Annotated in this window: 27 protein-coding genes; 13 read left to right on the top strand and 14 right to left on the bottom strand. The window is 71.7% G+C overall.

Features of this window, described 5'->3' with window-relative positions; genetic code table 11:
* Window positions 1-98 precede the first annotated feature (98 nt).
* Window positions 99-362 (top strand): GlsB/YeaQ/YmgE family stress response membrane protein, encoded by a 264-nt coding sequence (locus ACJ73U_RS17040; protein WP_407778613.1) that lies wholly within the window; start codon window positions 99-101, stop codon window positions 360-362.
* 60 nt (window positions 363-422) lie between these two features.
* Here the strand turns inward: ACJ73U_RS17040 and ACJ73U_RS17035 are convergent, their stop codons facing one another.
* The 6 genes from ACJ73U_RS17035 to ACJ73U_RS17010 all read right to left on the bottom strand — a co-directional run bounded on the left by ACJ73U_RS17035 (window position 423) and on the right by ACJ73U_RS17010 (window position 5,419).
* Window positions 423-1,385 carry a zinc-binding dehydrogenase gene (locus tag ACJ73U_RS17035; RefSeq protein ID WP_407778612.1) on the bottom strand — a complete coding sequence of 321 codons (963 nt, stop codon included), beginning with the start codon at window positions 1,383-1,385 and terminating at the stop codon, window positions 423-425.
* Window positions 1,382-1,744: a hypothetical protein gene (locus ACJ73U_RS17030; protein WP_407778611.1), complete on the bottom strand. Its 363-nt coding sequence runs from the start codon at window positions 1,742-1,744 to the stop codon at window positions 1,382-1,384. The genes ACJ73U_RS17035 and ACJ73U_RS17030 overlap by 4 nt, the downstream gene beginning before the upstream one ends.
* Entirely contained in the window at window positions 1,741-2,604 is an 864-nt protein-coding gene (locus ACJ73U_RS17025) for an extradiol ring-cleavage dioxygenase (RefSeq protein WP_407778610.1), read from the bottom strand. The genes ACJ73U_RS17030 and ACJ73U_RS17025 overlap by 4 nt, the downstream gene beginning before the upstream one ends.
* Window positions 2,597-3,394, bottom strand: coding sequence for a citryl-CoA lyase (locus ACJ73U_RS17020; protein WP_407778609.1), 798 nt, complete (start codon window positions 3,392-3,394; stop codon window positions 2,597-2,599). The genes ACJ73U_RS17025 and ACJ73U_RS17020 overlap by 8 nt, the downstream gene beginning before the upstream one ends.
* Window positions 3,387-4,526 (bottom strand): CaiB/BaiF CoA transferase family protein, encoded by a 1,140-nt coding sequence (locus tag ACJ73U_RS17015; protein WP_407778608.1) that lies wholly within the window; start codon window positions 4,524-4,526, stop codon window positions 3,387-3,389. The genes ACJ73U_RS17020 and ACJ73U_RS17015 overlap by 8 nt, the downstream gene beginning before the upstream one ends.
* A gap of 83 nt (window positions 4,527-4,609) precedes the next feature.
* Window positions 4,610-5,419 (bottom strand): IclR family transcriptional regulator C-terminal domain-containing protein, encoded by an 810-nt coding sequence (locus tag ACJ73U_RS17010; RefSeq protein ID WP_407778607.1) that lies wholly within the window; start codon window positions 5,417-5,419, stop codon window positions 4,610-4,612.
* A 97-nt stretch (window positions 5,420-5,516) separates the two neighbouring features.
* Here ACJ73U_RS17010 and ACJ73U_RS17005 point away from each other — a divergent pair, with 97 nt between their 5' ends.
* Window positions 5,517-6,944, top strand: coding sequence for an amidohydrolase family protein (locus ACJ73U_RS17005; protein ID WP_407778606.1), 1,428 nt, complete (start codon window positions 5,517-5,519; stop codon window positions 6,942-6,944).
* On the opposite strand, the gene ACJ73U_RS17000 is transcribed toward ACJ73U_RS17005, so the two are convergent.
* Window positions 6,941-7,381, bottom strand: coding sequence for a hypothetical protein (locus ACJ73U_RS17000; RefSeq protein ID WP_407778605.1), 441 nt, complete (start codon window positions 7,379-7,381; stop codon window positions 6,941-6,943). The genes ACJ73U_RS17005 and ACJ73U_RS17000 overlap by 4 nt on opposite strands.
* 90 nt (window positions 7,382-7,471) lie before the next feature.
* Here ACJ73U_RS17000 and ACJ73U_RS16995 point away from each other — a divergent pair, with 90 nt between their 5' ends.
* Window positions 7,472-7,924, top strand: coding sequence for an SRPBCC family protein (locus ACJ73U_RS16995; RefSeq protein ID WP_407778604.1), 453 nt, complete (start codon window positions 7,472-7,474; stop codon window positions 7,922-7,924).
* Here the strand turns inward: ACJ73U_RS16995 and ACJ73U_RS16990 are convergent, their stop codons facing one another.
* Window positions 7,925-9,370: an MFS transporter gene (locus ACJ73U_RS16990; protein ID WP_407778603.1), complete on the bottom strand. Its 1,446-nt coding sequence runs from the start codon at window positions 9,368-9,370 to the stop codon at window positions 7,925-7,927.
* A 119-nt stretch (window positions 9,371-9,489) separates the two neighbouring features.
* Here ACJ73U_RS16990 and ACJ73U_RS16985 point away from each other — a divergent pair, with 119 nt between their 5' ends.
* The 4 genes from ACJ73U_RS16985 to ACJ73U_RS16970 are packed head-to-tail and all read left to right on the top strand — an operon-like array spanning window position 9,490 to window position 12,814.
* Window positions 9,490-10,692: a cytochrome P450 gene (locus tag ACJ73U_RS16985; protein WP_407778602.1), complete on the top strand. Its 1,203-nt coding sequence runs from the start codon at window positions 9,490-9,492 to the stop codon at window positions 10,690-10,692.
* A gap of 7 nt (window positions 10,693-10,699) precedes the next feature.
* Window positions 10,700-11,383 carry a TetR/AcrR family transcriptional regulator gene (locus ACJ73U_RS16980; RefSeq protein WP_407778601.1) on the top strand — a complete coding sequence of 228 codons (684 nt, stop codon included), beginning with the start codon at window positions 10,700-10,702 and terminating at the stop codon, window positions 11,381-11,383.
* The gene (locus ACJ73U_RS16975) at window positions 11,380-11,574 is read left to right on the top strand and encodes a ferredoxin (protein WP_407778600.1); all 195 of its coding nucleotides are present in this window, start codon (window positions 11,380-11,382) and stop codon (window positions 11,572-11,574) included. Before ACJ73U_RS16980 ends, ACJ73U_RS16975 begins: the two co-directional genes overlap by 4 nt.
* A 34-nt stretch (window positions 11,575-11,608) precedes the next feature.
* Complete coding sequence (locus ACJ73U_RS16970; protein ID WP_407778599.1) at window positions 11,609-12,814, top strand: cytochrome P450; 1,206 nt, start codon at window positions 11,609-11,611, stop codon at window positions 12,812-12,814.
* 61 nt (window positions 12,815-12,875) lie between these two features.
* Here ACJ73U_RS16970 and ACJ73U_RS16965 read toward each other — a convergent pair whose 3' ends face one another.
* The gene (locus tag ACJ73U_RS16965) at window positions 12,876-13,037 is read right to left on the bottom strand and encodes a hypothetical protein (protein WP_407778598.1); all 162 of its coding nucleotides are present in this window, start codon (window positions 13,035-13,037) and stop codon (window positions 12,876-12,878) included.
* 154 nt (window positions 13,038-13,191) lie between these two features.
* Here ACJ73U_RS16965 and ACJ73U_RS16960 point away from each other — a divergent pair, with 154 nt between their 5' ends.
* Together ACJ73U_RS16960 and ACJ73U_RS16955 are read left to right on the top strand one after the other, a co-directional pair.
* On the top strand, window positions 13,192-13,989 hold the full coding sequence (locus tag ACJ73U_RS16960) for a DUF1684 domain-containing protein (RefSeq protein ID WP_407778597.1): 798 nt from the start codon (window positions 13,192-13,194) through the stop codon (window positions 13,987-13,989).
* Entirely contained in the window at window positions 13,982-14,680 is a 699-nt protein-coding gene (locus ACJ73U_RS16955) for a GNAT family N-acetyltransferase (protein ID WP_407778596.1), read from the top strand. The genes ACJ73U_RS16960 and ACJ73U_RS16955 overlap by 8 nt, the downstream gene beginning before the upstream one ends.
* 15 nt (window positions 14,681-14,695) lie before the next feature.
* Here the strand turns inward: ACJ73U_RS16955 and ACJ73U_RS16950 are convergent, their stop codons facing one another.
* The gene (locus ACJ73U_RS16950) at window positions 14,696-15,298 is read right to left on the bottom strand and encodes an NAD(P)-binding domain-containing protein (protein ID WP_407778595.1); all 603 of its coding nucleotides are present in this window, start codon (window positions 15,296-15,298) and stop codon (window positions 14,696-14,698) included.
* Window positions 15,299-15,369: 71 nt separating this feature from the next.
* Here ACJ73U_RS16950 and ACJ73U_RS16945 point away from each other — a divergent pair, with 71 nt between their 5' ends.
* Window positions 15,370-15,795: a winged helix-turn-helix transcriptional regulator gene (locus tag ACJ73U_RS16945; RefSeq protein WP_407778594.1), complete on the top strand. Its 426-nt coding sequence runs from the start codon at window positions 15,370-15,372 to the stop codon at window positions 15,793-15,795.
* Here ACJ73U_RS16945 and ACJ73U_RS16940 read toward each other — a convergent pair.
* The gene (locus tag ACJ73U_RS16940; RefSeq protein ID WP_407778593.1) at window positions 15,694-17,037 is read right to left on the bottom strand and encodes an MFS transporter; all 1,344 of its coding nucleotides are present in this window, start codon (window positions 17,035-17,037) and stop codon (window positions 15,694-15,696) included. The two genes, ACJ73U_RS16945 and ACJ73U_RS16940, sit on opposite strands and share 102 nt — an antisense overlap.
* 108 nt (window positions 17,038-17,145) lie before the next feature.
* On the opposite strand from ACJ73U_RS16940, the gene ACJ73U_RS16935 reads away from it, so the two are divergent.
* Window positions 17,146-17,580, top strand: coding sequence for a DoxX family protein (locus tag ACJ73U_RS16935; protein ID WP_407778592.1), 435 nt, complete (start codon window positions 17,146-17,148; stop codon window positions 17,578-17,580).
* Here the strand turns inward: ACJ73U_RS16935 and ACJ73U_RS16930 are convergent.
* Window positions 17,552-19,036, bottom strand: a complete 1,485-nt coding sequence (locus tag ACJ73U_RS16930; RefSeq protein ID WP_407778591.1) for an FAD-dependent monooxygenase — start codon at window positions 19,034-19,036, stop codon at window positions 17,552-17,554. The two genes, ACJ73U_RS16935 and ACJ73U_RS16930, sit on opposite strands and share 29 nt — an antisense overlap.
* Window positions 19,037-19,084: 48 nt before the next feature.
* Between ACJ73U_RS16930 and ACJ73U_RS16925 the strand changes: the two genes are divergently transcribed.
* Both ACJ73U_RS16925 and ACJ73U_RS16920 read left to right on the top strand, forming a co-directional pair.
* Complete coding sequence (locus ACJ73U_RS16925; protein ID WP_407778590.1) at window positions 19,085-19,678, top strand: TetR/AcrR family transcriptional regulator; 594 nt, start codon at window positions 19,085-19,087, stop codon at window positions 19,676-19,678.
* Window positions 19,678-20,565 (top strand): alpha/beta fold hydrolase, encoded by an 888-nt coding sequence (locus ACJ73U_RS16920; protein ID WP_407778589.1) that lies wholly within the window; start codon window positions 19,678-19,680, stop codon window positions 20,563-20,565. The genes ACJ73U_RS16925 and ACJ73U_RS16920 overlap by 1 nt, the downstream gene beginning before the upstream one ends.
* A 215-nt stretch (window positions 20,566-20,780) precedes the next feature.
* Here ACJ73U_RS16920 and rho read toward each other — a convergent pair whose 3' ends face one another.
* Window positions 20,781-21,848, bottom strand: a complete 1,068-nt coding sequence (gene rho, locus ACJ73U_RS16915) for a transcription termination factor Rho (protein ID WP_407778588.1) — start codon at window positions 21,846-21,848, stop codon at window positions 20,781-20,783.
* Window positions 21,849-22,614: 766 nt separating this feature from the next.
* A partial coding sequence (locus tag ACJ73U_RS16910; protein ID WP_407778587.1) for a universal stress protein occupies window positions 22,615-23,221 on the bottom strand: 607 nt, incomplete at its 5' end.

The raw sequence follows: 23,221 nt of genomic DNA, 5'->3' as shown, positions 1-23,221 counted from the left end.
CCGCGAGGGCATGAGAGGAGCTTCGTGTAAAGCGCTCGTGTTTGTGCCACCGGTCTGCCGGGTATTGCTGGTGTCGACGACACAGGAGGTTTTTCCTAATGATCGGTTTCATCGTCGCGGGCCTGATCATCGGTGCGCTGGCCCGACTCATCAAGCCCGGCAAGCAGAATCTCGGCATCATCGCGACGCTGTTGCTCGGCCTGGTCGGTTCCGTCATCGGCGGCACGATCGCCAACCTGCTCGGCACCGGTGACATCATGGAACTGAACGTCCTTGGCTTCGTTGTCGCCGTGATCGCGTCGGTCCTGCTGATCGGCGTCGCCGAGTCGCTGGCCGGCTCCCGGCACAGGGCAGTGCGGTAGACAGCTTCTCCTTCCGTTGGCGCGGCCGTGGTTCTCACCCGGCCGCGCCGACGCACGTCTTCAGCCGTTCGGTACCAGCACCGTGCGCAGTGGGGCCGTCCCGGCCGCGTGCCCAGCCCACGCGGCCCGGACGTCGTGGGGCGCGCAGCTCTCGTGCGCCACGGTGAGCGTGCCGTCCGCCACGTGCGAGGCGATCACGGCGACGGCGTCCGCGCGTTGCTCGGGCGTCAGCTCGTTGTTCGTGTAACCCAGCAGCCGCAAAGACCTGCTGCGCAGCAGTGACGACGTGACCGGACCGGTCTCGCCGGCCGCGCCGCCCAGGTTGACCCACCGGCCGCCCGGCCGCAGCGCCCTCGCCGCCGCCGCGGCCGGCACGCCGAACAGCGGGTCCAGCAGCAGGTCCGCCCGACCGTCCAGTTCGGACTCGAAACGCCGCGCCAGCTCGTCCACGTCGGCCGTGTCGAGTGCCACCACGGCGTCCGCGCCCGCGGCCGCCGCTCTGGCACGGCCACCCACCGAGTGGGAACCGGCCACGACCCGCCGTGCGCCGGCCAGCCGGGCCAGCTGGATCGCCGACTGACCGACGACGCCACCGCCGCCCAGCACGATCACCTGCTCGCCGGCGGCCAGCTCACCCCGCCACGTCAGGGCCAGGTACGCCGCGACCGCGGACAGGCCGAGCGCGGCCGTGAGCACCGGGTCGGCGCCGTCGGGCAGCGGCACGAGGTCGCGCTCGGGCACCGCGACGGTCGCGGCCATGCTGCCGTCGCCGGGGCGCATCCCCGCCGTGGTGGGGAACCAGCACGTGCGGCCGTTCGCGGTCCCGATGCCCTGCACGCCAGGCACGTACGGCATCTCCGGCAGGCCGAAGTACGACGTGCCCGACGCGCACAGCAGGTCGAGCGGCGTGATGGGGGCGGCCGTCACCGCCACCAGGACCTCGCCGGGCCGCGGTGCCGGCGGGCTCCACTCGACGAGCTTCGGCGGCTCGCCGGGTGAGTGGACCACGAGCGCCCAGCTCACGTCGCGATGTCCGGGTACGGCAACGACATGTGGGCCAGGCGGCGCGCGTACTCCAGCTGGAACCCCAGCGGCTCGGTGTGGTCGCGTTCGAACATCGCGATGAACAGGGTCAGCGTCAGGAACGGGTGCGCGCCCAGCTCGAACAGCTTCGGGTAGTCGTGGGTGGACAGCGCGGTGCGCTCGTCGTCCTCGAACTCGAGCCAGGTTGACCGCTCACCGAGGTGGCAGGCGAGGATGCGGTTGGCCTCGACGGACTCCCACCACGCGACCGTCCCCTGTGGATCGTCGCGGTAGCGCTCGACCAGCTCCGGGTCGCGGTCGACGGTGAAGAGGAACTTGTTCAGCAGGTACCTGCTCACGCCGGCACTCCCTTCGGGTACCAGGTGAAGTACGCCTCCATGGTGTGGAACAGGTCGTAGGTGTCGACGTAGTCCGCCTTCTGCCCCTCACCCGCGACACCCATCATGAGCATGAAGTCCATGAAGCCGTGCGTTGCGTTGCCCGGCAGGTGCAGGCTGTCGAGCGTGACCTCGGCGCAGCAGCCGTCGAGGTCGCCGGTGGAGATCCACTCCACGGCCCTGCGGTCGAACTCGGGGTCCGGCCCGTGCGGCCCGAACTGGCGTGGTCCGCCCAGCTCCAGTGACAGGTGCCCGGTGCCGATCACCGCGACCCGCTGGTCCGACGGCCACGACTCGACGAGCTGCCGGATCGTCCGTCCCAGCTGGACGAACCGCTTCGGCCGCGGCAGCGGCGGCGCGAAGATGTTGGTGTAGACGGGCACGATCGGCAGGTCGTTCTGCGGCCGCAGCGTGATGATCGGGCAGGTGATCGAGTGGTCGATGCGCAGCTCGTTGGAGAACGCGAGGTCGAAGCCGGCGTCGAGGCCCTCGCGCAGGAGGTAGCTCGACAGGTCCTCGTGGCCCGTCATCACCATGCGCGGCAGGCCGAACTCGCGTTCCTCGTTGTACCAGTTGGCGTCGTAGACCGGCGCCTTGCCGATCAGGAACTGCGGCATGTTGTCCAGCCACAGCTGGTGGAAGTGGTCCGAGCCGACCATCACCAGCACGTCCGGCCGGGCCCTCGTGAGGGTCTCGCGGAACGCCTCCACCTTGCGCACCCACTCGTCCGCGAACGGCGGCCGGTCCTCGCCGGTGGCGGTGCTGGCGCGGTAGTAGAAGGGGTGGTGCGTGGACGCGATGACCGCGACCAGCTCAGCCATCCTGACCTCCGTTGTCGTGTGGCGAAGGGGGAACGGACGTGTTGTTCAGGTCCACCGACAGGAAGATCTCGTTCGCCACCGGGTTGCGCAGCTCCTCGGCGAGCTGGCCGATGAGCCCGGCGGTGCGGGCCAGCAGGGCGAAGCCGCGGAGCAGTGCCAGCGGCAGGCCGAGGTCCGCGAGCGCCGCGCCGCAGACGCCGGCCCCGTTGAGCGGCAACGTCCTGCCGAGCACCTGGGGATGGACCCGGCCGATCGCGGCGAACAGCGACAGGTGCGGCCCGATCAGGTTCTCCTCACGGGCGATCTGGAACAGCCGCGGCGTGCGGGGGTCGCCGTCCTTGTGGACGTGGTGGCCGAGGCCGGGAATGCGTTTTCCCCGGTGGTCCTCGAGGACGGCCAGCGCCAGCTCGTCCCAGCCGGCGTCGTCCGGCGGCAGCTGTGCCTCGCGGAGCTGTTCGTGCAGGAACCGTCCGCAGTCCTCCGTGACGCCGAGGAACCGCGACCCGCCGCCGAGCAACCCGGCCGCGAGCGCGCCCTGCACGGAGTCCGGCGCGGACAGGTAGGTCAGCCGGGTGACGATGGCGGTCGGGGTGAAGCCGTGGTCGGCGAGGGCGGCCAGGACGGCCTCGAACACCCGGGTCTCGCCCGTGCTGGGCCGGCGCTGGGTGGCGAGCCAGAACGCCAGCTCCCCGAACCCGACCTGCCCCATGACGTCCTGGGCGAGGTCCGTGCCGAGGAGGGTGATCCTGTCCCTGCTCGACGCGCCGAGTGCGGTGGGGTACTCAGGCATCGTTCAACCACTTGCGGATCTCGTCGCCGTGCTCGTCCAGTTCCGGCGGTGGCAACGCGTAGCTCACCGGCGTCTGGGAGAACCGGATGGGGTGACGGGTGGTCGGCACCGCCCGGTCACCCTCACCGACCGTCACGATCGGATCCAGCTCGAACCGTTCCGCCATCGCGAAGCCACCGTCGATCGTGTTGATCGGTCCACACGGCACACCCGCGGCGACGAGCAGGTCGAACCACTCCACGGCCGTCCGCGTGCGCAGCCGTGCCACCAGCAGGGGCCGCAGCTCCTCCCGGTTGGCGGTGCGGTCGGCGTTGGTGACGAAGCGCGGTTCGTCGGCGACGTCCGGGATGCCGAGCACCCCGCACAGCTTGCGGAACTGCCCGTCGTTGGCCGCGGACACGATGAGGTCGGTGTCCTTGGTCGGTAACGGTTCGTAGGGAAAGACGCTCGGATGGGCGTTACCCATCCGGTAGGGCACGACACCGCCGGCCGCGTACGCGGAGCTGTGGTTGACCAGCCCGGTGAGGGCGGAGGAGAGCAGGTTGACCTCGACGCGCTGCCCGTGCCCGGTGGCCTCGCGGTGCCGGAGGGCGGCGAGGATCCCGATGACGGCGTGGTTGCCGGCCATGACGTCGAAGACGGAGATGCCGGCGCGGTAGGGCGGGCCGTCGGGGTCGCCGGTGAGGCTCATGAGGCCGGAGATGGCCTGGACCATGAGGTCGTACCCGGGGACGTCGCGCCCGGCCCCGGTGCCGAAGCCGGTGATGGAGGCGTAGACGATGCCGGGGTTGGCCTGCCGCACGTCGTCGTACCCGAGCCCGAAGCGGTCCAGCCCACCGGGTCTGAAGTTCTCGATGAGCACGTCCGCCCGCCGCGCGAGCTCCCGAGCGGCTCGCGCGTCCTCGTCCTGCCGCAGGTCGAGCGCGATGGACCGCTTCCCCCGGTTGATGCCGAGGTAGTAGGTCGAGACCCCGTCCCGCACCGGCGGCATCCAGGTCCGGGTGTCATCCCCGCGCGGCCCTTCGACCTTGATCACCTCGGCCCCCATGTCCGCCATGAGCATGGTGGCGTAGGGCCCGGCGAGAATCCGGGAGAAGTCGGCGACGAGTACCCCGTCCAACGGGCCTTTCATAAGTCTCCGTCCGTGCAGCGGACAACCGTCCGCAGTTTCGGTCGCGAGAACACCCCGTGTCAACCCTCGCGAGTCGTGCGAGGTCAGGAAGCCGCCGTGCGGGTCACCTGGGGGACCTCGGCCAGCCGGGCGAAGTCCGCGCCGATCTCGCCCGCCGCTCTGAGCAGGAGCGGGAGGTGGTGCTCCAGCAGGTGCTCCACCGACGTCTCCGCCGCGTGGGTGTTCACGTTCAGCGCGGCCACGACCCGGCCCGAACCGTCACGCAGGGGGGCCGCCACCGAGCGGATGCCCAGCGCCAGCTGCTGGTCGGTGAGGGCCCAGCCGCGCGCCCGCACCTCCCGCAGCTCCGCGTCCCGCTCCTCGCGCGCCGGCTGCCAGCGCGGCACCAGGCCCGACCGCGTCGGCTCCGCCAGCACCGCGTCCACCTCCGTCGAGTCCAGCGCGGCCAGCAGGACCTTCCCCAGCGACGTCTGCAGCGCCGGGAACCGCGTGCCGATCTGCACCGCCAGTGCCACGATCTTGGGCACCGCCACCCGGGCGACGTACACGATGTCCGACCCGTCCAGCTGCGCCACCGAGCATGACTCGTTCGTCGCCGCGGACAGGGACTCCATGTGCGGCCGGGCTATCTCCCACAGGCCGTGCGACTGGACGTAGGCCACGCCCAGGTCCAGCACCCTCGGCGTCAGCGCGTACCCGCTGCCCGCCGCCCGCACGTACCCCAGCTCCGCCAGCGTCAGCAGGATCCGCCTGGCGGTCGGCCGGGCCAGGCCCGTCGCCGACGCGACCTCCGCGAGCGTCATCACGCAGCGGCCGGGCGAGAACGCGGTGATGACCTCCAGGCCGCGCGCCAACGCCTCGATGAAGTCCGGTCCGGTGCCTTCCCTCGGCATAACGCGGCTCCTCGGCGGTTGACTTCCCTGTGTGGCGGGATCAGAGTAACCCGGGTAAGCAGCCGGCATGCGGACAACTGTCCGAAAGGGTTCGACGATGAACGAGTCAAGACCTGTGCTCCTGCGCGGCGGCACCGTGCTGCCGATGGACGACGCCCGGTCGGTGCTCACCGACACCGATGTGCTGACCCGGGACGACCGGATCGTGGAAGTCGGCAAGAACCTCGCGGCGCCCGGCGACGCGCTGGTGGTCGACGCCACCGACGGCATCGTGATGCCGGGGATGATCGACACGCACCGGCACATGTGGCAGACGGCCATGCGTGGCTACGGCGCCGACTGGACGCTCACCCAGTACTTCGTCTGGTACTACCTCGACCACGGCAAGCTCTTCCGTCCCGAGGACATCCACGCCGGCAACCTGCTGGCCGCCATCGAGGCCGTCGACGCCGGCGTCACCACGGTCGTCGACTGGTCGCACGGCCTGCGGACCGTCGAGCACGCCGACGCCGCGGTCGACGCGCTGGAGGCCGTGCCCGGCCGGTTCGTGCTGGCCTACGGCAACATCCAGGAGCCGCCGGCGGTGTGGTCGGGCAAACCGGAGTTCCGGGACTTCGTCCGGCGGCGCGTCACCGGCAGCGACATGCTCGGCTTCCAGCTGGCGTTCGACGTGCTCGGCGACCCGGCGTTCCCGGAGAAGGCGGCGTTCGAGGTCGCCCGCGACCTGGGCGTCCCCGTCACCACCCACGCCGGTGTGTGGGGCGCGACCAGCGACGACGGCATCCGTCTCATGCACGACAACGGGTTCATGACGGAGCGGACGGTCTACGTGCACGCCGCGTCGCTGTCGGCCGACTCCTACCAGCGGATCGCGGCCACCGGCGGGTCGATCTCGGTGTCCACGGAGAGTGAGCAGAGCGCCGGCCAGGGCTACCCACCCACGTGGGCGATCCGCGCGCACGGCATCCCGGTGTCACTGTCGATGGACACGAGCGTCTGGTGGAGCGGGGACCTGTTCAGCGCCATGCGCACCACCCTCGGCGCCGACCGGTCCCGCACCCACCTGGAGGCCCACGCGAAGAACGAGACCGTCACCAACCACCTACTGCGCGCCGAACACGTCGTCGCCTGGGCGACCCGCGGCGGGGCCGACGCACTGGGCCGGTCCGACCTCGGCGAGCTGGCCCCCGGCAAGAAGGCCGACGTCGTACTGATCAAGAACGACCGGTCGCCGGTCTCGTTCCCGGTGCTCAACCCGTACGGCCACGTCGCGTTCCAGGCCCAGCGCGGCGACGTGCACACGGTCCTGGTCGACGGCCGCGTGGTGAAGCGCAACCACGAGCTGGTCGACGTGGACCTGGCGGCGGCCCGAGCGGCGGTCGAACGGACGGTCGAGTACCTGCGCTCGACGATGGGTGAGGAGGCCTGGGTGGCCGGCATGCACCCGGAGATCCCGGAGTCCAAGGTGCTGGACAACCCGTACCAGTACAGCGACTACCGGAGCACGGCCACGCACACCCGCTAGGAGCCGTGGCCGGCGCCGTGGCTCGCGCCCATCGACTCGTCCTGTTCGATCTTGCCGCCCAGTTTGGCCTGGAGCTTGACCATGGCGTTCTCCGAGGAGCTGGTCAGGATCCAGCGCTCGCCGACCAGGTAGCTGCCGCCGTAGATGATCGCGTTGTCGTACCAGGCGTGCTGGCCCTCGTCGGTGGCGAAGTCGAGCAGGAGGTAGTCGGTCCTGCCCACCTTGCAGGCAGCCTGGCGGAAGTCGGCGGTCCTGCCCTGGAACCGCGGGGCACAGCCGACCGTCTCCGCCAGCTGCTCGACCGTGTAGGGCTTGGTGGGCAACGGCTCGGGCCATGACTTGGTGGTCGCCACGGGTGCCGACTGGGCCGGCACACCGCAACCGGCGACCACCACCGCGCACAGGGCGGCGAGCAGTCCGGGCAGACGCGGGCGCATACCCCTCTACACGTGCGGGAGCCCGCCTGCGTTCACTTCAGCTCGCGGCCGGGGTTCGGGGCGTCCGCACGCGGGATACGCTCCCGCCCCATGCCGACGATCTCCCGCACCGCCAGGATCCGGGGCACGGCCGAGGACACGTTCGAGGCGCTGACCGACCTGCGCGGGTACGGGCGGTGGCTCGACCCGTCGGCGGACTACGCCGGCACGATCGACATCAGCCCCGGCCCGACGCGGGTCGGCACGGAGTACGTCGAGCGGAGCCGCCTCGGCGTGCGTCGCGGGGTCGTGACCGCGTTGCGGGCGCCCGGGCTCGTCGTCTTCCACCAGCCGATGACCCTCCGGCCGGCCTTCGCCGGCGTGCTCGACATCGTCGTGACGTACTCGCTCGCCGCGACGAGCGGCGGCGTCGACCTCGAGCGGGTCGTCGAGGTCACGCTGCCGCCGCTGCTCAGGCCGTTCGCGCCGCTGGTCCTGGCCCGCTTCCGCCGGGAGAGCGAACGCACCGTCGACGCGCTGCAGGACTTCGTGGAGCGCGGCTGATCAGCGCGCCGCGGGAACGGCCTCCTCGCGCGGGCCCAGCGGGAACTCCTGGTGCCGGCGCTGCCCGGGGAGGAACGCCGCGATCACCAGCGCCACGAGTGCCATCCCGCTGCCCAGCGCCATGATCAGCCGGAACCCGTCCTGCGACGGCACCACCGCCGGGCCGAGCGAGACGGTCAGGTGCGACAGGATCATGCCCGCCACCGCGCTGGACACCGACGTGCCGATGGCGCGCATCAGCGTGTTCAGGCTGTTCGCCGCCGCGGTCTCCGACACCGGCACCGCACCCATGATCAGGGCCGGCATCGAGCCGTAGGCGAAGCCGATGCCGGCGCCGATCAGGCCGGACACGAGCACCAGCTGCCAGATCGCGGACATCAGCACGACGCCGAGCCCGTACCCGGCGGCGACCACCACCGCGCCGACCATCAGCGTCACCTTCGGCCCGCGGGCCCGGGACAGCCGCGCGGACAGCGGCGCCGTCGCCATCATCACCAGGCCGGCCGGCACCAGCACCAGACCGGTCACCAGCAGCGACCGGCCCAGCCCGTAGCCCGTGGCGGTGGGCAGCTGCAGGATCTGCGGCAGCACCAGGGACATCGCGAACATGGCGAACGCGAACACCACCGACGCGAGGTTCGTCAGCAGCACCTGCCGACGCGCGGTCGTCCGCAGGTCCACCAGCGCCTGGCGCGTCCGCAGCTCGAACCACCCCCACAGCAGCAGCACGACCACCGCCGCGGCGAACAGCCCGAGCGTCAGCCCGTTCGTCCAGCCCCAGTCGGCGCCCTTGGAGATCGCCAGCAGCAGGCACACCAGCACCGTCGACAACCCGGCCGCGCCGACGAAGTCGAACCGGCCACCCGTCCGCACGCTCGACTCCGGCACCAGCGCCACGACGAGCGCGGTGACCACGACGCCGAGCCCGGCGGCGGTCCAGAACAGCACGTGCCAGTCCGTCTTCTCCACGAGCACCGCCGAGGCCGGCAGCCCGAGCGACCCGCCGACGCCCAGCGACGCGCTCATCACGGCGGTCGCCGCGCCCAGGCGTTCGGCCGGCAGCTCGTCGCGCATGATGCTGATGCCCAGCGGGATGACACCGGACGCGGCGCCCTGCAGCGCCCGGCCGACGATCATCGGCAACAGGGTGCCGGACAGCGCGCAGATGACCGAGCCGACGACCAGCAGCACGAGGCTGATCAGCAGCATCCGCCGCTTGCCGTACATGTCGCCGAGCCGGCCGACGACCGGCGTGGCGACGGCGCCGGCGAGCAGCGTCGAGGTGATCACCCAGGTGGCGTCGGCCGGTGACGCGCCGAGCAGCTCGGGGAACCGCGGGACCAGCGGGATCACCAGCGTCTGCATCAGCGAGACCACGATGCCGCCGAAAGCCAGCACCACCACGACGACGTTGGGCCGCGGCGGCGCGGCGTTGGTTGGGGACATGCGGGAGCCTCCGGCTGCGAGTACGGCTGGTGAGCAGAGATTAAGTCAGCTGATTGACTTACATCCTATCGGTAGGCAGACTGTGAGTGACCGAACACGGACCGCTCAAGGAGGCGCCGGTGGCCGAGACGTTGCGGTACCCCATCCCCGCCGAGACCGCCCTGGAGCCGCCCGCCGAGTGGGCGCGGTTGCGCGACGAGTGCCCGGTCGCCCGGGTGACGCTCGCCAGCGGCGACGAGGCGGTGCTCATCACCCGCTACGACGACGTCCGGGCCGTGCTGTCCGACCCGCGCTTCACCCGGACCGGCCCGGGCCGGGGGGCGCGGGTGTCCGACGCCGAGGAGGGCGGGGTCTTCAGCAGCGAGATGGCGACCGTCCTGCCGCAGCACGGCGAGGCGCACCTGCGCTGGCGGCGGATGATCGGCAAGTGGTTCACCGCCAGGCGGATGACCGCGCTGCGCCCCGGCATCGAGGCCATGGCCGGACAGCTCGTCGACGAGATGGTGGCGAAGGGCGCGCCGGCGGACCTCAAAGCGGCCCTGGGTTTCCCGCTGCCGGTCTGGGTCATCTGCGACATGCTCGGCGTCCCGGACGCCGACCGGGACCGGTTCGCCCACTGGTCGGACATGATGCTGAGCATGACCCGCTTCACCCAGGAGGAGATGGCGGCGGGCCAGCGGGAGTTCGGCGCGTACATGGCGGCACACCTGCACGCCAAGCGGGCGGACCCGGGGGAGGACCTGCTGTCCGCGCTCCTGCGGGAGACCGACGCGGCCGGCGAGCCGCTGTCCGACGCCGTCCTGGTGGCGACGGGCATCGGCCTGCTCGTCGCCGGGCACGAGACCACGGCGAACATGATCGTCAAGATGGTCGGGATGCTGCTGGCCGACCGCGACCGCTGGGCGCAGCTGCTCGCCGACCGGTCCCTGGTGCGCACCGCGGTCGAGGAGACGCTGCGGATGGACGCCAACGCCGGCTTCGGCATGGTGCGGTACTTCGACCAGGAGGTCGAGATCGCCGGGACCACGCTGCCCAGCGGCACCACCGCGGTGTGCAGCATGGCGGCGGCCAACCGCGACGAGCGCCGGTTCACCGACGCCGACCGGGTGGACCTGCGCCGCGGGCCCAACCCGCACCTGGCCTTCGGCGCCGGCGCGCACGCGTGCATCGGGCAGCCGCTCGCACGCACCGAGCTGCAGGCGGTGCTCGACGTGCTGCTGCGCAGGCTGCCGTCGCTGGAGCTCGCGGTCGACGTGGATGATCTACGCCGGGTCGAGGGGCTCGTCGTCGGCGGCCTCAGGGAACTACCGGTTCGGTGGTGAGCACATGATGAGCAGGACCGCCGGCAACGACGCCGGCGCATCGAGGGCCGAGCGGGCGCACGCGACCAGGGAGGCGATCCTGACCGCGGCCGAACGGCTCTTCGCCGAGCACGGCGTGCTCGCCGTGTCGAACCGACAGGTGAGCGAGGCCGCCGGACAGGGCAACAACACGGCCGTCGGCTACCACTTCGGCACCAAGGCCGACCTGGTGCGGGCGATCGCGCGCCGGCACTCGGCGCCGATCGAGGAGATCCGCCAGCGCATGCTGGCCGAGGTCGGCGACAGCGGGGACGTGCGGGACTGGATCTCCTGCCTGATCCGGCCCGTCGCGCAGCACCTGGCGGCGACCGGCAGCCCGACCTGGTTCGCCAGGTTCGGCGCGCAGATCATGACCGAGCCGTCGCTGCGCCCGATCATGGTCGAGGAGTCGCTGTCGTCGCCGTCGCTGGTGCGGATCGTCGACGGGCTGCGGCGCTGCCTGCCCGACCTGCCGGACGAGGTGCGTGCCGAACGCAGCGACATGGCAAGGCAACTGCTGGTGCACATGGTCGCCGAACGGGAGCGCGCGCTGGCCGACGGTTCGCCGACCCCACGGTCCACCTGGGACGAGGCGGCGACGGGGATCGTCGACGCGCTCGTCGGGCTGTGGCTGGCGCCGGTCACGACACCGCGACGGGAAGGGGAGCCATGAAGGTGAGCGTCGACCAGGAGAAGTGCTGCGGCGCCGGCACCTGCGTGCTGCTCGCGCCGGAGGTGTTCGACCAGCGGGACTCCGACGGCCTCGTGGTCCTGCTGGACGAGGTGCCCCCGGCGGAGCTGCACGAGACCGTCCGCGAGGCCGCCAGCGTGTGCCCCGGGGTCGCGATCTCGGTGGCCGAGTGACCGAGCCGGACGGCGTGCCGGTGGGAGGGAAGTCATGAGTGTTCCGCTGTTTCCCGGCGTCAGGGCGCGGAGGTGCCCGTTCGACCCGCCGCCGGACCTCCAGGCGCTGCGGGAGCGGGCCCCGCTGACCCGGGTCCGGCTGCGGAACGGGAGGACCGCGTGGCTGGTCACCCGGTACGCCGAGCAGAAGGCGCTGCTGTCCGACTCGCGGATCAGCTCGGACGTGACGCACCCCGGTTACCCGATGGAGATCGACATCGCGGCACGCGACGGCCGCTCACCCGGCAGCTTCATCCTCATGGACGACCCCGAGCACCGGCGGCTGCGCCGGATGGTGACGGCGCCGTTCACGATCAGGCGGGTCGAGGCCATGCGGCCGGGCGTGCGGAAGATCGTGGACGACCTGATCGACGACCTGCTGGCCGGCCCCAACCCCGTGGACCTGGTGGCCGCGTTCGCGCTGCCGGTGCCGTCGCTGGTGATCTGCCAGCTGCTCGGCGTGCCCTACGCCGACCACGACTTCTTCCAGGAGAACAGCAAGGTCCTCATCAACCGGAACGTGTCCGGCGAGGAGCGGACGGCCGCGGGCGACCGGCTGTTCCACTACCTGGACGAGCTCCTCGGCGAGAAGCTCGACAACCCCGGCGAGGACCTGCTGTCCGGCCTGGTCGACCGGATCCGGGCCGGGGAGCTGACCAGGGCGGTCGCGGCGCGGATGGGCGTGCTCATGCTGCTCGCCGGCCACGAGACGACCGCGAACATGATCGCGCTCGGCACGCTCGCGCTGCTGGAGCACCCGGATCAGCTCGCGCGGCTGCGGTCCTCGTCGGACGACCCGGCGCTGGTGGCGTCCGCGGTCGAGGAGCTGCTGCGGTACCTGAACATCACGCACAACGGCCGGCGCCGTGTCGCACTGGCGGACATCGAGATCGCGGGCGTGACCATCCGCGCGGGCGAGGGCGTGATCGTCGCCAACGACCTCGGCAACCGCGACCCGTCGATGTTCCCGGACCCGGACCGCCTCGACCTCGACCGCCCGGGCGCCCGCCGGCACGTGGCGTTCGGCTTCGGCGTGCACCAGTGCCTGGGCCAGCCCCTGGCGCGGATGGAGCTGCAGGTGGTCTACGGCACCCTCTACCGCCGCGTCCCCACGCTGGCCCTGGCCACCACCGTCGACGAGATCCCGTTCAAACACGACGGCTCGGTCTACGGCGTCTACGAGCTACCGGTCACCTGGTGACCGGCGAGTCCCACCTACGGACAGCGGGACCCGCGGCCTGCTGGGCGGCCAGGCCGGGCCGTCACGAGACGGCGCTGTGCATGAAGGCGACGATCGCGTTCAGCCCGTCGCCGATCCAGCCGAAGATGGTCTGCACCCCGTCGCCGAGCTGTGTCGGATGCGCGATCAGGGTGTAGATGAGGACGGCGGCTCCGGCGAGGACGATGACCTTCTTCGCTTTCACGGCTGCCTCGCCTCTGACATGCGGTTCCTCTCCGGGGTGACGGTACGCACTGCGATCGTAACGCGTTCGGCGTCCACGTACTGAAACATCACCTCTCCGTGGCACGAAGGGCGGACACTCGGTGGTGACCTTCTTCCGGGGATTGGGGACTGTCATGACGACGACCGTCGAGCCGCGTTTCGTGCACCGGTGGGAGCAGTGGCACGTCGCGCGGGAGCGGACGCTGGCCGAACCGCACGGGTGGCTCGCGCTGGTGTCGCTGGACTGGCTGGACGAGACGCCCCGCCGGTACGGCGAGGCACCCGGCCTGTGGTGGCAGGACGCGGAGGCCGCCTACCTCGACCCGGACGGCGTCGCGGTGTCCTACGAGGACGGCCCGGTAGCCGCTGTTCGGCGTTTCGAGCTGGTCAACAGCGGTCCCGGCGTGCGGGTGACGACCGGCGAGCTGGAGATCGAGGTCGCGCGGCGCTCCGGGTACCTGATCCGCGTCCACGACCCGGCCGCGCCCGCGCTGGCGGCGTTCCGCGGCGTGCCGGCCTACGACCCCGATCCGGCGTGGGTGCTCCACGGCCGGTACACGCCGTTCGAGACGCCGCGCCCCACGACCGTCGGCGCGGTGGTCGAGGGCCTGAGCCACGTCTACGTGGCGCCGGGTGTGGTCACCTTCTCCCACGAGGGGACCGAGCACACGCTGACCGCGTTCAACGGCAAGACCGGTAGCGACCTGAACATCCTGTTCACCGACGAGACCAGCGGCGTGACCACCTACGCGGCGAACCGCTCCCTGAGCGCGGACGTCGCCGCGGACGGCACCGTGGCGCTGGACTTCAACCGCGCGACGAACCTGCCGTGCGCGTTCACCGACTTCGCGACCTGCCCGCTGCCGCCGCCGGGCAACCACCTGCCGTTCGCGGTGACCGCGGGCGAACGGATCCCGTACGAGCGTGGCTGAGGCCGAGCTGGACAACCCGGTGTGGGCCGCCCTGACCGGCCCGCACCGGCGCTTCGCCGAACGGCACGGCGGCGCCGCGCGCTACCAGCCGGACGTGGCGCCGTTCCTGGCCGTGTCCTCCCCGGACGCCTGGCCGGACGTGGCGGCCCTGGTCGATCCCGGCGCGGTCGTGGTGGCGGCCGGCGTTCCCGTCCCGCCGGACTGGACGGTGGTCGACGAGATCCCGGGCGTGCAGCTGGTGGACGCCGGCGTGGTCGCGGCCCCGTACCCGGAGGCGGTGCGGCTGACGGCGGTGGACGTCCCGGAGATGCTGGACCTGGTCGCCCGCACCCAGCCGGGCCCGTTCCGTGAGCGGACCATCGAGCTGGGCACGTACCTGGGCGTCCGCCACGAGGGTCGGCTGGTGGCGATGGCGGGGGAGCGGCTGCACCCGCCGGGCTGGACCGAGATCAGCGCGGTGTGCACGGACCCGGCCCACCGCGGCCAGGGCCTGGCGACAGCCCTGGTCCGCGCGCTGGTGGCGGTCATCCGTGCCCGCGGCGAGCAGGCGCTGCTGCACACGGTGGCCACCAACACCGGCGCGATCCGCCTGTACGAGTCACTGGGCTTCCGCGTGCGGGCGAAGCCACTGTTCACGGCGGTCCGCGTGCCGGCCACCGACCTCCTCCCCACCGGCGAGGCCGCCGGGTAGGTGCCGTCGGGTAGGTCACCGGCCGGCGGGCACGGTCGTGGCACCGTCGACGTGCAGTGGCTGCAGGACGGCCTGCGCGTCCACCCCGGCGAACCACAACCCGATCGCGAACGCGGCCGTCGCCTCCAGCAAGGCCGCCCGCTCGGGCCCACCCGCGTCGACCGGGGTGCAGCCGAGCGCGGTGACCAGCGGCCGCACGGCCTCGACCGCGTCCGGCGGACCGCAGAGCGGCACCGCGAGCGCCCGCCCGCCGAACACCCGCGACGGCAACCGCCACACGCTCTCGTGGCACAGGTTGAACCCCTTGACCACCGCGAGGTCGGGCCGCGCGGCGACGATCTCCGCGTACGGGTGCCCGACCCCGAAGCCGGGTGTCACGTCGTTGGTGCAGTCGATGACGATCCGGGCCGGCGGGACGTGGGCCAGCACCTCCACCGCCGCCGCGGCCGGCACCGCCAGCAGCACGACGTCACCGAACCGGCCCGCCGCATCCAGCGCAACCGGCCCCGACCGCCCGCCGGCCAGTACCTCGTACCCGGCCGCCCGCCACCCGGAGCCCAGCCCGGCGGCCATGTCGCCCGTGCCGAGGATCCCTATCCGCATCACCGTGTTGACCATGACCGCGACGGTAGGCGCGCCGATGCCTACCGATCGGTTCCCAACGGGGCCGCTCCGTAGACTCCGCGCCCATGGAGTTCCTGGCCGACTGCCGCACCCGGCTGGCACTCGACCTGCTGGCGAACACGTGGAACGGCGTCGTCGTGTGGGCGCTGCGGCACGGCCCCCAGCGCCCGGTCGCCCTGCGGAGGCGGATCGGCGGCATCAGCGCCAAGGCGCTCAACGAGACCCTGCGCCGCCTGGAGCACAACGGCCTCGTCGCCCGCCGGGCCTACCGCGAGGCACCCCCACGCGTCGACTACCGCCTCACGGAGTTGGGTGAGGCACTGCTGGGACCGCTCGAGACGCTCGGCGCGTGGGCCCACAGCCACGGCGACGCCGTCGTGGCCGCACGGTCAGCCGGTCGGGGCGAGTTCGCGTTCGGCGGGCTCGATGGTCAGGGTCCGGTCCTTGGTCTCGACCAGGGCCCGCGTGCAGAAGAAGCTCAGCACCGCTGACACCGACAGCAGGACCCCGATCGCGATACTGCCGTACGACGCGGTCAGCGCCGGTGCTAGCAGCGGCGGAACCGCCCCGCCGACCACTCCCGCCAGGTTGTAGGACAGCCCGGCACCCGTGTACCGGTACCGCGTCTCGAACAACTCCGGCAGGAATGCCCCGGTCGGGGCGTAGCACACCCCGACGATGACCAGCGTGACGACCAACCCGAACCCGAACGCCAGCGTGGACCGGGTGTCCAGCAAGGGGAACAGCAGCAACCCCCACACCGCGCCGGCGATACCGGCCGCCATGATCAGCCGCTTCCGGCCGAGCCGGTCGGACAGGGCGCCGGTCACCACGGTCACCACGCCGGACACCACCGCCGCGATGATCCCCGCGACCAGCACGGTCGGCCGGCTCTGCCCGGCCCCGTCCGGGCTCACGCCGTAGCTCGTCAGGTACGTGGTGCCCATGTTGAAGAACGAGAACACGATCGTGAGCGAGCCGGCCGCGAGCAGCACCTCGCGGGGCTGGCGGAGGATCGCCTCCCGGAACGGCGGCCGCGAGTGCTCCCGCGCGGACCCCGCGGCCACCTGCTCCTGTGCGCGCCGGAACACCGGCGTCTCCTCGATGCGCAGCCGAACATACAGCCCCACGACCACCAGTAGCGAACTCACCACGAACGGCACACGCCACCCGTAGTCGAGGAACGCCGCGTCCTTGTCACCCATCAGCAGCCCGGTCGCCAGGAACGTGACGCTGGACAGGCCGAACGCGAGGAACGCGCCCAACTGGGGACAGGTCGCGTACCGGCCGCGGGACCCGCCCGGCGCGTACTCGGCGGTGAGCAGTGCCGCGCCGGCCCACTCGCCCCCGACGGCGAGCCCCTGCGCGAGCCGCAGGACCACGAGCACCACCGGCGCCGCCACGCCGATCGTCGACGCGCCGGGCAGCAGGCCGATGAGCGTCGTCGCGACGCCCATGAGCAGCAGCGTCGAGATCAGCGTGCGTTTGCGGCCGACGCGGTCGCCGAAGTGCCCGAACAGGACCGCGCCGACCGGCCGGGCGACGAACGCGACCGCGAACGTCGCGAACGAGGCGACCGCCGCCGCGGCCGGTCCCAGGGCGGGGAAGAACACCTTGGGGAAGACCAGGGCGGCGGCCGTGCCGTAGATGAAGAAGTCGTAGAACTCGATGGTGGTGCCCACGCAGCTCGCGACGGCGATCCGCCGCATCGGCACCTTCGCTTCGGTGGACATCAACGCCTCCAGAACGTCGTGACCCACCGAGGTTGCCAGCCGAGAACCAACTTTCCCTGGTATCCGTCTTTACCCAGCAGGAGCGGTTACCGGGGAGAGGAGCACGCCGTGACCAGCCGATTCGCCGCCAGTAGACCGTATGCCCACCGTCCGATCGCCGTCGCGTTCGACGTTCTCCTGTGGACGGTCCAGGTACTGCTCGCCACCTACTTCGTCTACAGCGCGTCCCTCCTGTTCGGTAGCGGCCTCGTCGGCAAGTTCGACGAGATCGGGTTCGGGCAGTGGTTGCGGTACCTGACCGGCACGCTGGAGCTGGCCGGCGCGGTCGGACTGGTCGTGCCGTTCCTGTCCGGCCTCGCCGCGCTCGGCCTCGCGGGTGTGATGGCCGGCGCCGTGGGCACCGAGCTGTTCCTGCTCGCCGACGGCGACGCCCTGCTGCCCGCGCTGCTCGGCGCCCTCGCGGTGGTGGTCGCGGTGGCCCGGTGGAGCACCGTGCGCCCCGGCCTCGCCAGGCTCAGGGCCGCGCTGCGCCGAACCAGGTAGAGATCGCCTCCTCGAGCCCGTCGCCGCCGGCCCACGCCACGATGCCGTCGGGACGGAGGAGCAGGCCCGGCAGGCCGGGCTGGTCCACGCACCCGGCGCCCAGCACCGGTACCCGCTTCTCGTCCACAGTGGACGGCACGCCGCCGAGGTCGAGCAGCAGGCCGGTGCCGCCGTGCAGGTGGTCGCCGAGCCGCGTGCCGTCCGTGAGCTCCAGGTCCGGGGCGCTGCGGCCGATCCACGGGTGCTCGCCGGGCAGGTCGTAGCTCTGCCACACCCCGGAGATCTTCTTCGCGAAGTACGTCGTGCCGGTCGTCGTGTCGATGAGGTCGGCCATGATCCTGCGCAGTGCGCGGGCGTGGGAGTCGGGGCGCATCACCGCGATCTGCGCGCGGGTCCACTCCAGCACCCAGGCCCCGATCGGGTGCCGTTCGCTGGTGTACGTGTCCAGCACGTCCTCGGGCAGCCGGTGCTGGACGACCCCCGCGAGCTTCCAGCCGAGGTTGACCGCGTCGCCGATGCCGAGGTTGAGGCCCTGCCCGCCGAACGGCGAGTGCACGTGCGCGGCGTCGCCGGCCAGCAGCACGCGGCCGAGGCGGTAGGTGGTGGCCTGGCGGGCGTTGTCGGTGAACCGGGTGGCCGACCGGACGCCCGTGACCGTGACGTCCACACCGGACACCGCGCGGAGGCTCTTCTCCAGCTCCTCCTTGGTGATCGGCTCGTCCCGGTCCTCGGGTGGCCCGTCGAACTCGACGGTCAGGATGCGGCCGGGTAGCGGGCCGTACGCGTAGACGCCGGTCGGGGTGGTGTTCCAGCCCCCGCTGAGCGCCTCGCCGCCCGCCAGCTCGACCATGGCCTGGTGGCCGGTGATCTCCGGCGGCGTGCCGGGGAAGTCGAAGCCCGCCTGCTTGCGCACGGTGCTGCGGCCGCCGTCGCAGCCGACGAGCCAACCAGCCGTGCACGTCTCCCCGCCCGCGTGCACGGTGACCTCGTCGCCCGTCTCGAACCCCGTGAGCGCCACGCCGCGGCGGATCTCCACGCCCAGCTCGGCGGCCCGCTCCGCGAGGACGGCCTCAAGGTCCTGCTGCATGATGAAGCCGACGTCGTCCGCCGGGCCGTGGCCACCCAGCTCAGGGTCGGACTCGTCCAGCTTGTCGCCGAACATGGGCAGCGCGCCGAAGTGCCCGGCGAAGCGCGGCGGGGGTTTCGCCGACCCGCGGTTCTTCATGAAGGCCCGGAACCGGGCCATGTTCTGCTCCTGGACCGCGGCCAGCCGCGGCAGCAGCCCGCGGCGGTAGAAGGCCTCGGCCGACGGGGTGTTGATGGCCCCGGCCTTGATCGTCAGGTCCGGCTCGGCGAGCCGTTCGAGGACGAGCACCGAGACCCCGTGCAGCCGCAGCTCACAGGCCAGCATCAGGCCGGTCGGACCGGCTCCGGAGATGATCACGTCGTAGCTCATGCCGGAAACTTTACCCGACTCAAATTTGAGTCCGGTATAGTGACTGGCGTGACCTCCTTGCGGGAGAGGAAGAAGGCCGAGACGCGGCAGCGCATCGCCGACGAGGCGATGCGCATGTTCGTCGAGCGCGGGTTCGACGACGTGACCATCGCCGAGATCGCGGAGGCGGCCGGCGTGTCGAAGGTGACGGTGTTCAACTACTTCCCGCGCAAGGAGGACATCTTCTTCGACCGGTTCCCCCAGGCGCACGACCTGATCGCCGAGGCGGTCCTGGCGCGGGCCGAGGACGAGACACCGCTGGTCGCGCTGTGGCGGCTGGCCGTCGACCTGGCCGAGCAGGGCCACCCGATCGGCGGCTTCCAGGACCGGTACGTCCACTTCTGGCACACCGTGCTCGGCTCGGCGGCGCTGCGGGCGAGGGTCCGCGAGGCGGTCGGGGAGTTCGAGGCGTTCCTCGCCGAGCTGCTCGCCGGCATCGACCCGCACCCGAAGCTGACCGCCGCGCTGGTGGTCGCCGCGTACCGCACCGTCTACACCGAGACCGCCGGCCGGATGCTGGCCGGCGAGAAGGCCGCGGACGTGACCGCCGACCACATCGCCGAGATCGACCACGCTTTCGGCATTCTCATAGGAGGACTGTGATGACCCTGACCGGCACGATCCGCACCGACGGCGCCTCGCTGTACTACGAGCGCCGGGGCGCGGGTCCGGCGCTGCTGATGATCTCCGGCGGCGGCGGGGACGCCGGCTACTACGCCGAGGTCGCGGACCAGCTCGCCGACGCGTACACGGTGCTGACCTATGACCGCAGGGGCAACTCCCGCAGCACCGTCGACGACCCGTCCGCACCGCTGCGCATGGCGGAGCAGAGCGCGGACGCGCTGGCCGTGCTCGCCCACCACGACCTCGCGTCGGCCCTGGTGTTCGGCGGCAGCGGCGGCGCGCTCATCGGCCTGGACCTTCTCGCCCGGTCGCCGGCGTCCGTCCAGGGGCTGATCGCGCACGAACCGCCGGTGCTGAGCCTGCTGACCGACGCGGACCGCGCGTTGTTCGACGAGATCGCCGAGATCACGCGGCGCGAGGGCCCGTGGCCGGCGTGGGTCCGCTTCGTCACCGCGATCGACCGCCCGGACAGCCCCGCGCTGGTCCGCAGCGCGGTCGGGCGGCGGCTGCTGGCTGGTCTGCTGCGCGCGGGGCGCGTGGTGTTCGCGCACGGGCCCCGGCCGGTGCGGGAGGTGAGCCGGTTCATGGGCAACTCGGTGTACCTCATGACGAAGGAGGTCGACTCGTTCCTGTCGTTCGAGCCGGACTTCGCCGCCATCAGGGCGAGCGCGGTCCCGGTTCTCATCGGCGTCGGCGCGGGGAGCCGGCCCTACTACCCGGCCCGCGGCGGCGAGGCCGTCGCCGAACTGTTGGGCGCGCCGGTGGTCGAGTTCCCGGGCCACCACGCCGGCTACACGGAGAAGCCCGCGGAGTTCGCGCCCCGGCTTCGGGAGGTCCTGGCCGAGCTGAGGGCGCCGACCCACTGACGACCGCGACCGTCGGCGGTCGTGGGGGGCGAAGCGACGCGGGTCAGTTCCGCCTTTGTTGCCCACCTGGAGCTTGGCGCGGGTCCGCTCGATGTATGTCCACAGTGGATCATTGCGTGTCGCGACGGTACAGTACTCGCGGATCGACGGCGTGGTACCCCCGTCCGACGGGCGCGGGTGGTCGCCGGAAGTCGTACTCCGGGCGGATCCTTTGCTCAGCGGCGGCTGAGGAACTCGGCGTTGGTCTGCGTCTTGCGCAACCCGTCGAGAAGAAGGTCGACACCATTGTCCCGAGTGGACAGGGAGTGTCGAATGGCCTGGCTCACGGCGAGTTCGCCCGGCGTGAGGAGCAGCTCTTCCTTGCGGGTGCCGGACTGCCGGATGTCGACGGCGGGGAACACCCGCCGCTCGGCCGTCCGCCGGTCAAGCCGCAGCTCGGCGTTGCTGGTCCCCTTGAACTCCTCGAAAATGAGCGAGTCCCCGGCGGACCCGGTCTCGACGAGCGCGGACGCGAAGACCGTCAGCGACCCACCGCCCTCGATGTTCCTGGCAGCGCCGAGAAAGCGCTTGGGCGGAGTGAGCGCACCGGAGTCGATGCCCCCGGTGAGGATGCGGCCGGTGGCAGGCGCGGCGAGGTTGTAGGCCCGCCCGAGCCGCGTGAGCGAGTCGAGCAGCACGACGACGTCCCGCCCCTGCTCGACAAGGCGCTTGGCCCGCTCGATCGCAAGCTCGGCAAGCGCGATGTGCTCGGCGGGCGGCTGGTCGAACGTGGCCGCGACAACCTCGGCGGGCACCCCGCGCGCGAGGTCCGTGACCTCCTCGGGCCGCTCCCCGACGAGCACGAACATCAGATGGCACTCAGGATGGTTCTTGGCAATCCCATGAGCAATGGACTGCAACACGGACGTCTTCCCAGCCTTGGGCGGCGCGACGACCAACGCGCGCTGCCCCTTGCCAACAGGCATGACAAGATCGACAACCCGCGTGGTGAGAATGTGCGCCTCAGTCTCGAGCCGAAGTCTTTCGTTGGGATACAAGGGAGTCAGTTCGGTGAACAGCGGCCGGGAGCGCCCGGGCGGTCGCCCGTTGACGGCGTCGACCCCCAGGAGCCTGCCGTCATGCGCACGCCCGACGACCAGATCGCCACGACGCAGATCATGCTCACGCACAAGCCCAGCGGCGACGGACACGTCACCGGCCCCGGGCAGATACCCATCAGCACGAACGAACGCGCGACCGCGGACGACATCAAGGATTCCAGACATGGTTTCGTTGCTAGACATAGAAAATCTCCAAAGTAAGAGCGGACCGAGAACACACGAACCGGTGACAGAACGCACACGGTCTAGTACGTGCGGCTGATCCGAGAAGATGATCCCGCGGGGAATGACCACAGCCGCGAGAAGTAGACAACCCACACGATACCCGAACCCTGCGACACAGCGCAACACGCCCATGCGCGAGGCGCAAGAGATCACGAGGTTGGGCGCACCCACGTGGACGCGAAGCCGCTGGGGCCAGCGCGACGCAGCCGCCCTCCACAGAGGCCGGAAAGGCTCATGAGGTCAGGAGCTACCACCAGAAGCTCAAGCCACGAAGGCAGTCCTCCCCAACGCATCCCCTCTTCCCGACAGCACCACCGGCCGGTGACCACCTATCTGGCCAACCCATCTCTCGTCGCCGTGCCCAAACACCCACCTCGCCAAACTTCCGGCGAGGTACGGCTCCGATCGCCCCAACCATCTCGCGAACCGGCCCACAGCGCGATCGTCCCCGGCTCAAGCGCGAACCAGGTCTCCATCAACCGTCCCCCGCCTCGAGGACGAACCAGGCACCGAACGGCCGGCCCCGGCTCGAGCACGACCAGGCACCCCTCGACCCAACCGCCGCCACCTTGCACCCGCCACCCAAGCAGCCGGCCGCTGTCCGACCCCGACCACGCGGACCGGCGCCTGCCGGTTCGACCGGTTCGAGGCCATCGCCGCGTCCCGGATCGCGTGCGACAGTTCCGCCGGCACTGCGGAAGCCGGCGGCACTCGGTGTCGGGCGTCAGGCGGAGGTGCTGTTCGCCGCGGTGCGGACCGATTGCCGGAGCGCGCGGCCGGCCGGTACGACGGCGACCGGGCACTCCGCGTGGTACAGCGTGCCGTGGCTGATCGAGCCGCGCAGCACGCGGTGTGCGGTGCTGTGGTGGTGGCTCCCGACCACGAGCAGCCGCGCCCCCACCGACCGCGCCAGCAGTGCCCGCACGGGCTTGTCGCCGACCACCTCCGTGTGCACCGGCACCGCAGGGTACCGCTCCCGCCACGGCGCGAGCACCCGTTCGAGTGCCTCGGAAGTGCACACGTGGTGGTCGCCGTGCACGGCCTGTAGCGGGCTGCCGTGCCGCGCGGCGAACTCGAACGCGAAGTCGATGGCCTGCCCGTCCGTGTCGGTGCCGCCCAGCCCCAGCAGCACCGGCCCCGGTCCGACGGCACCCCGCACGACGACGACCGGCCGGTCCCACAGGTGCACCATGTCGGCGGCGGTCGAGCCGAGCACCCGCCGCGCGATCGGGCCGTAGCCGCGGGAACCGAGCACCACCAGGCCGGCGTCGAGCTTCGCCGCCAGCGCGGCCAGGGCGCGGCCGGGATGGCCGGAGCGGGTGGACGTGCTG

Source organism: Actinophytocola sp., from assembly GCF_045807065.1.
Taxonomy (GTDB): Bacteria; Actinomycetota; Actinomycetes; order Mycobacteriales; family Pseudonocardiaceae; genus Actinophytocola.
Note: the sequence above shows the minus strand (reverse complement) of the source record. Positions and strands in the feature narration are given on the sequence as shown.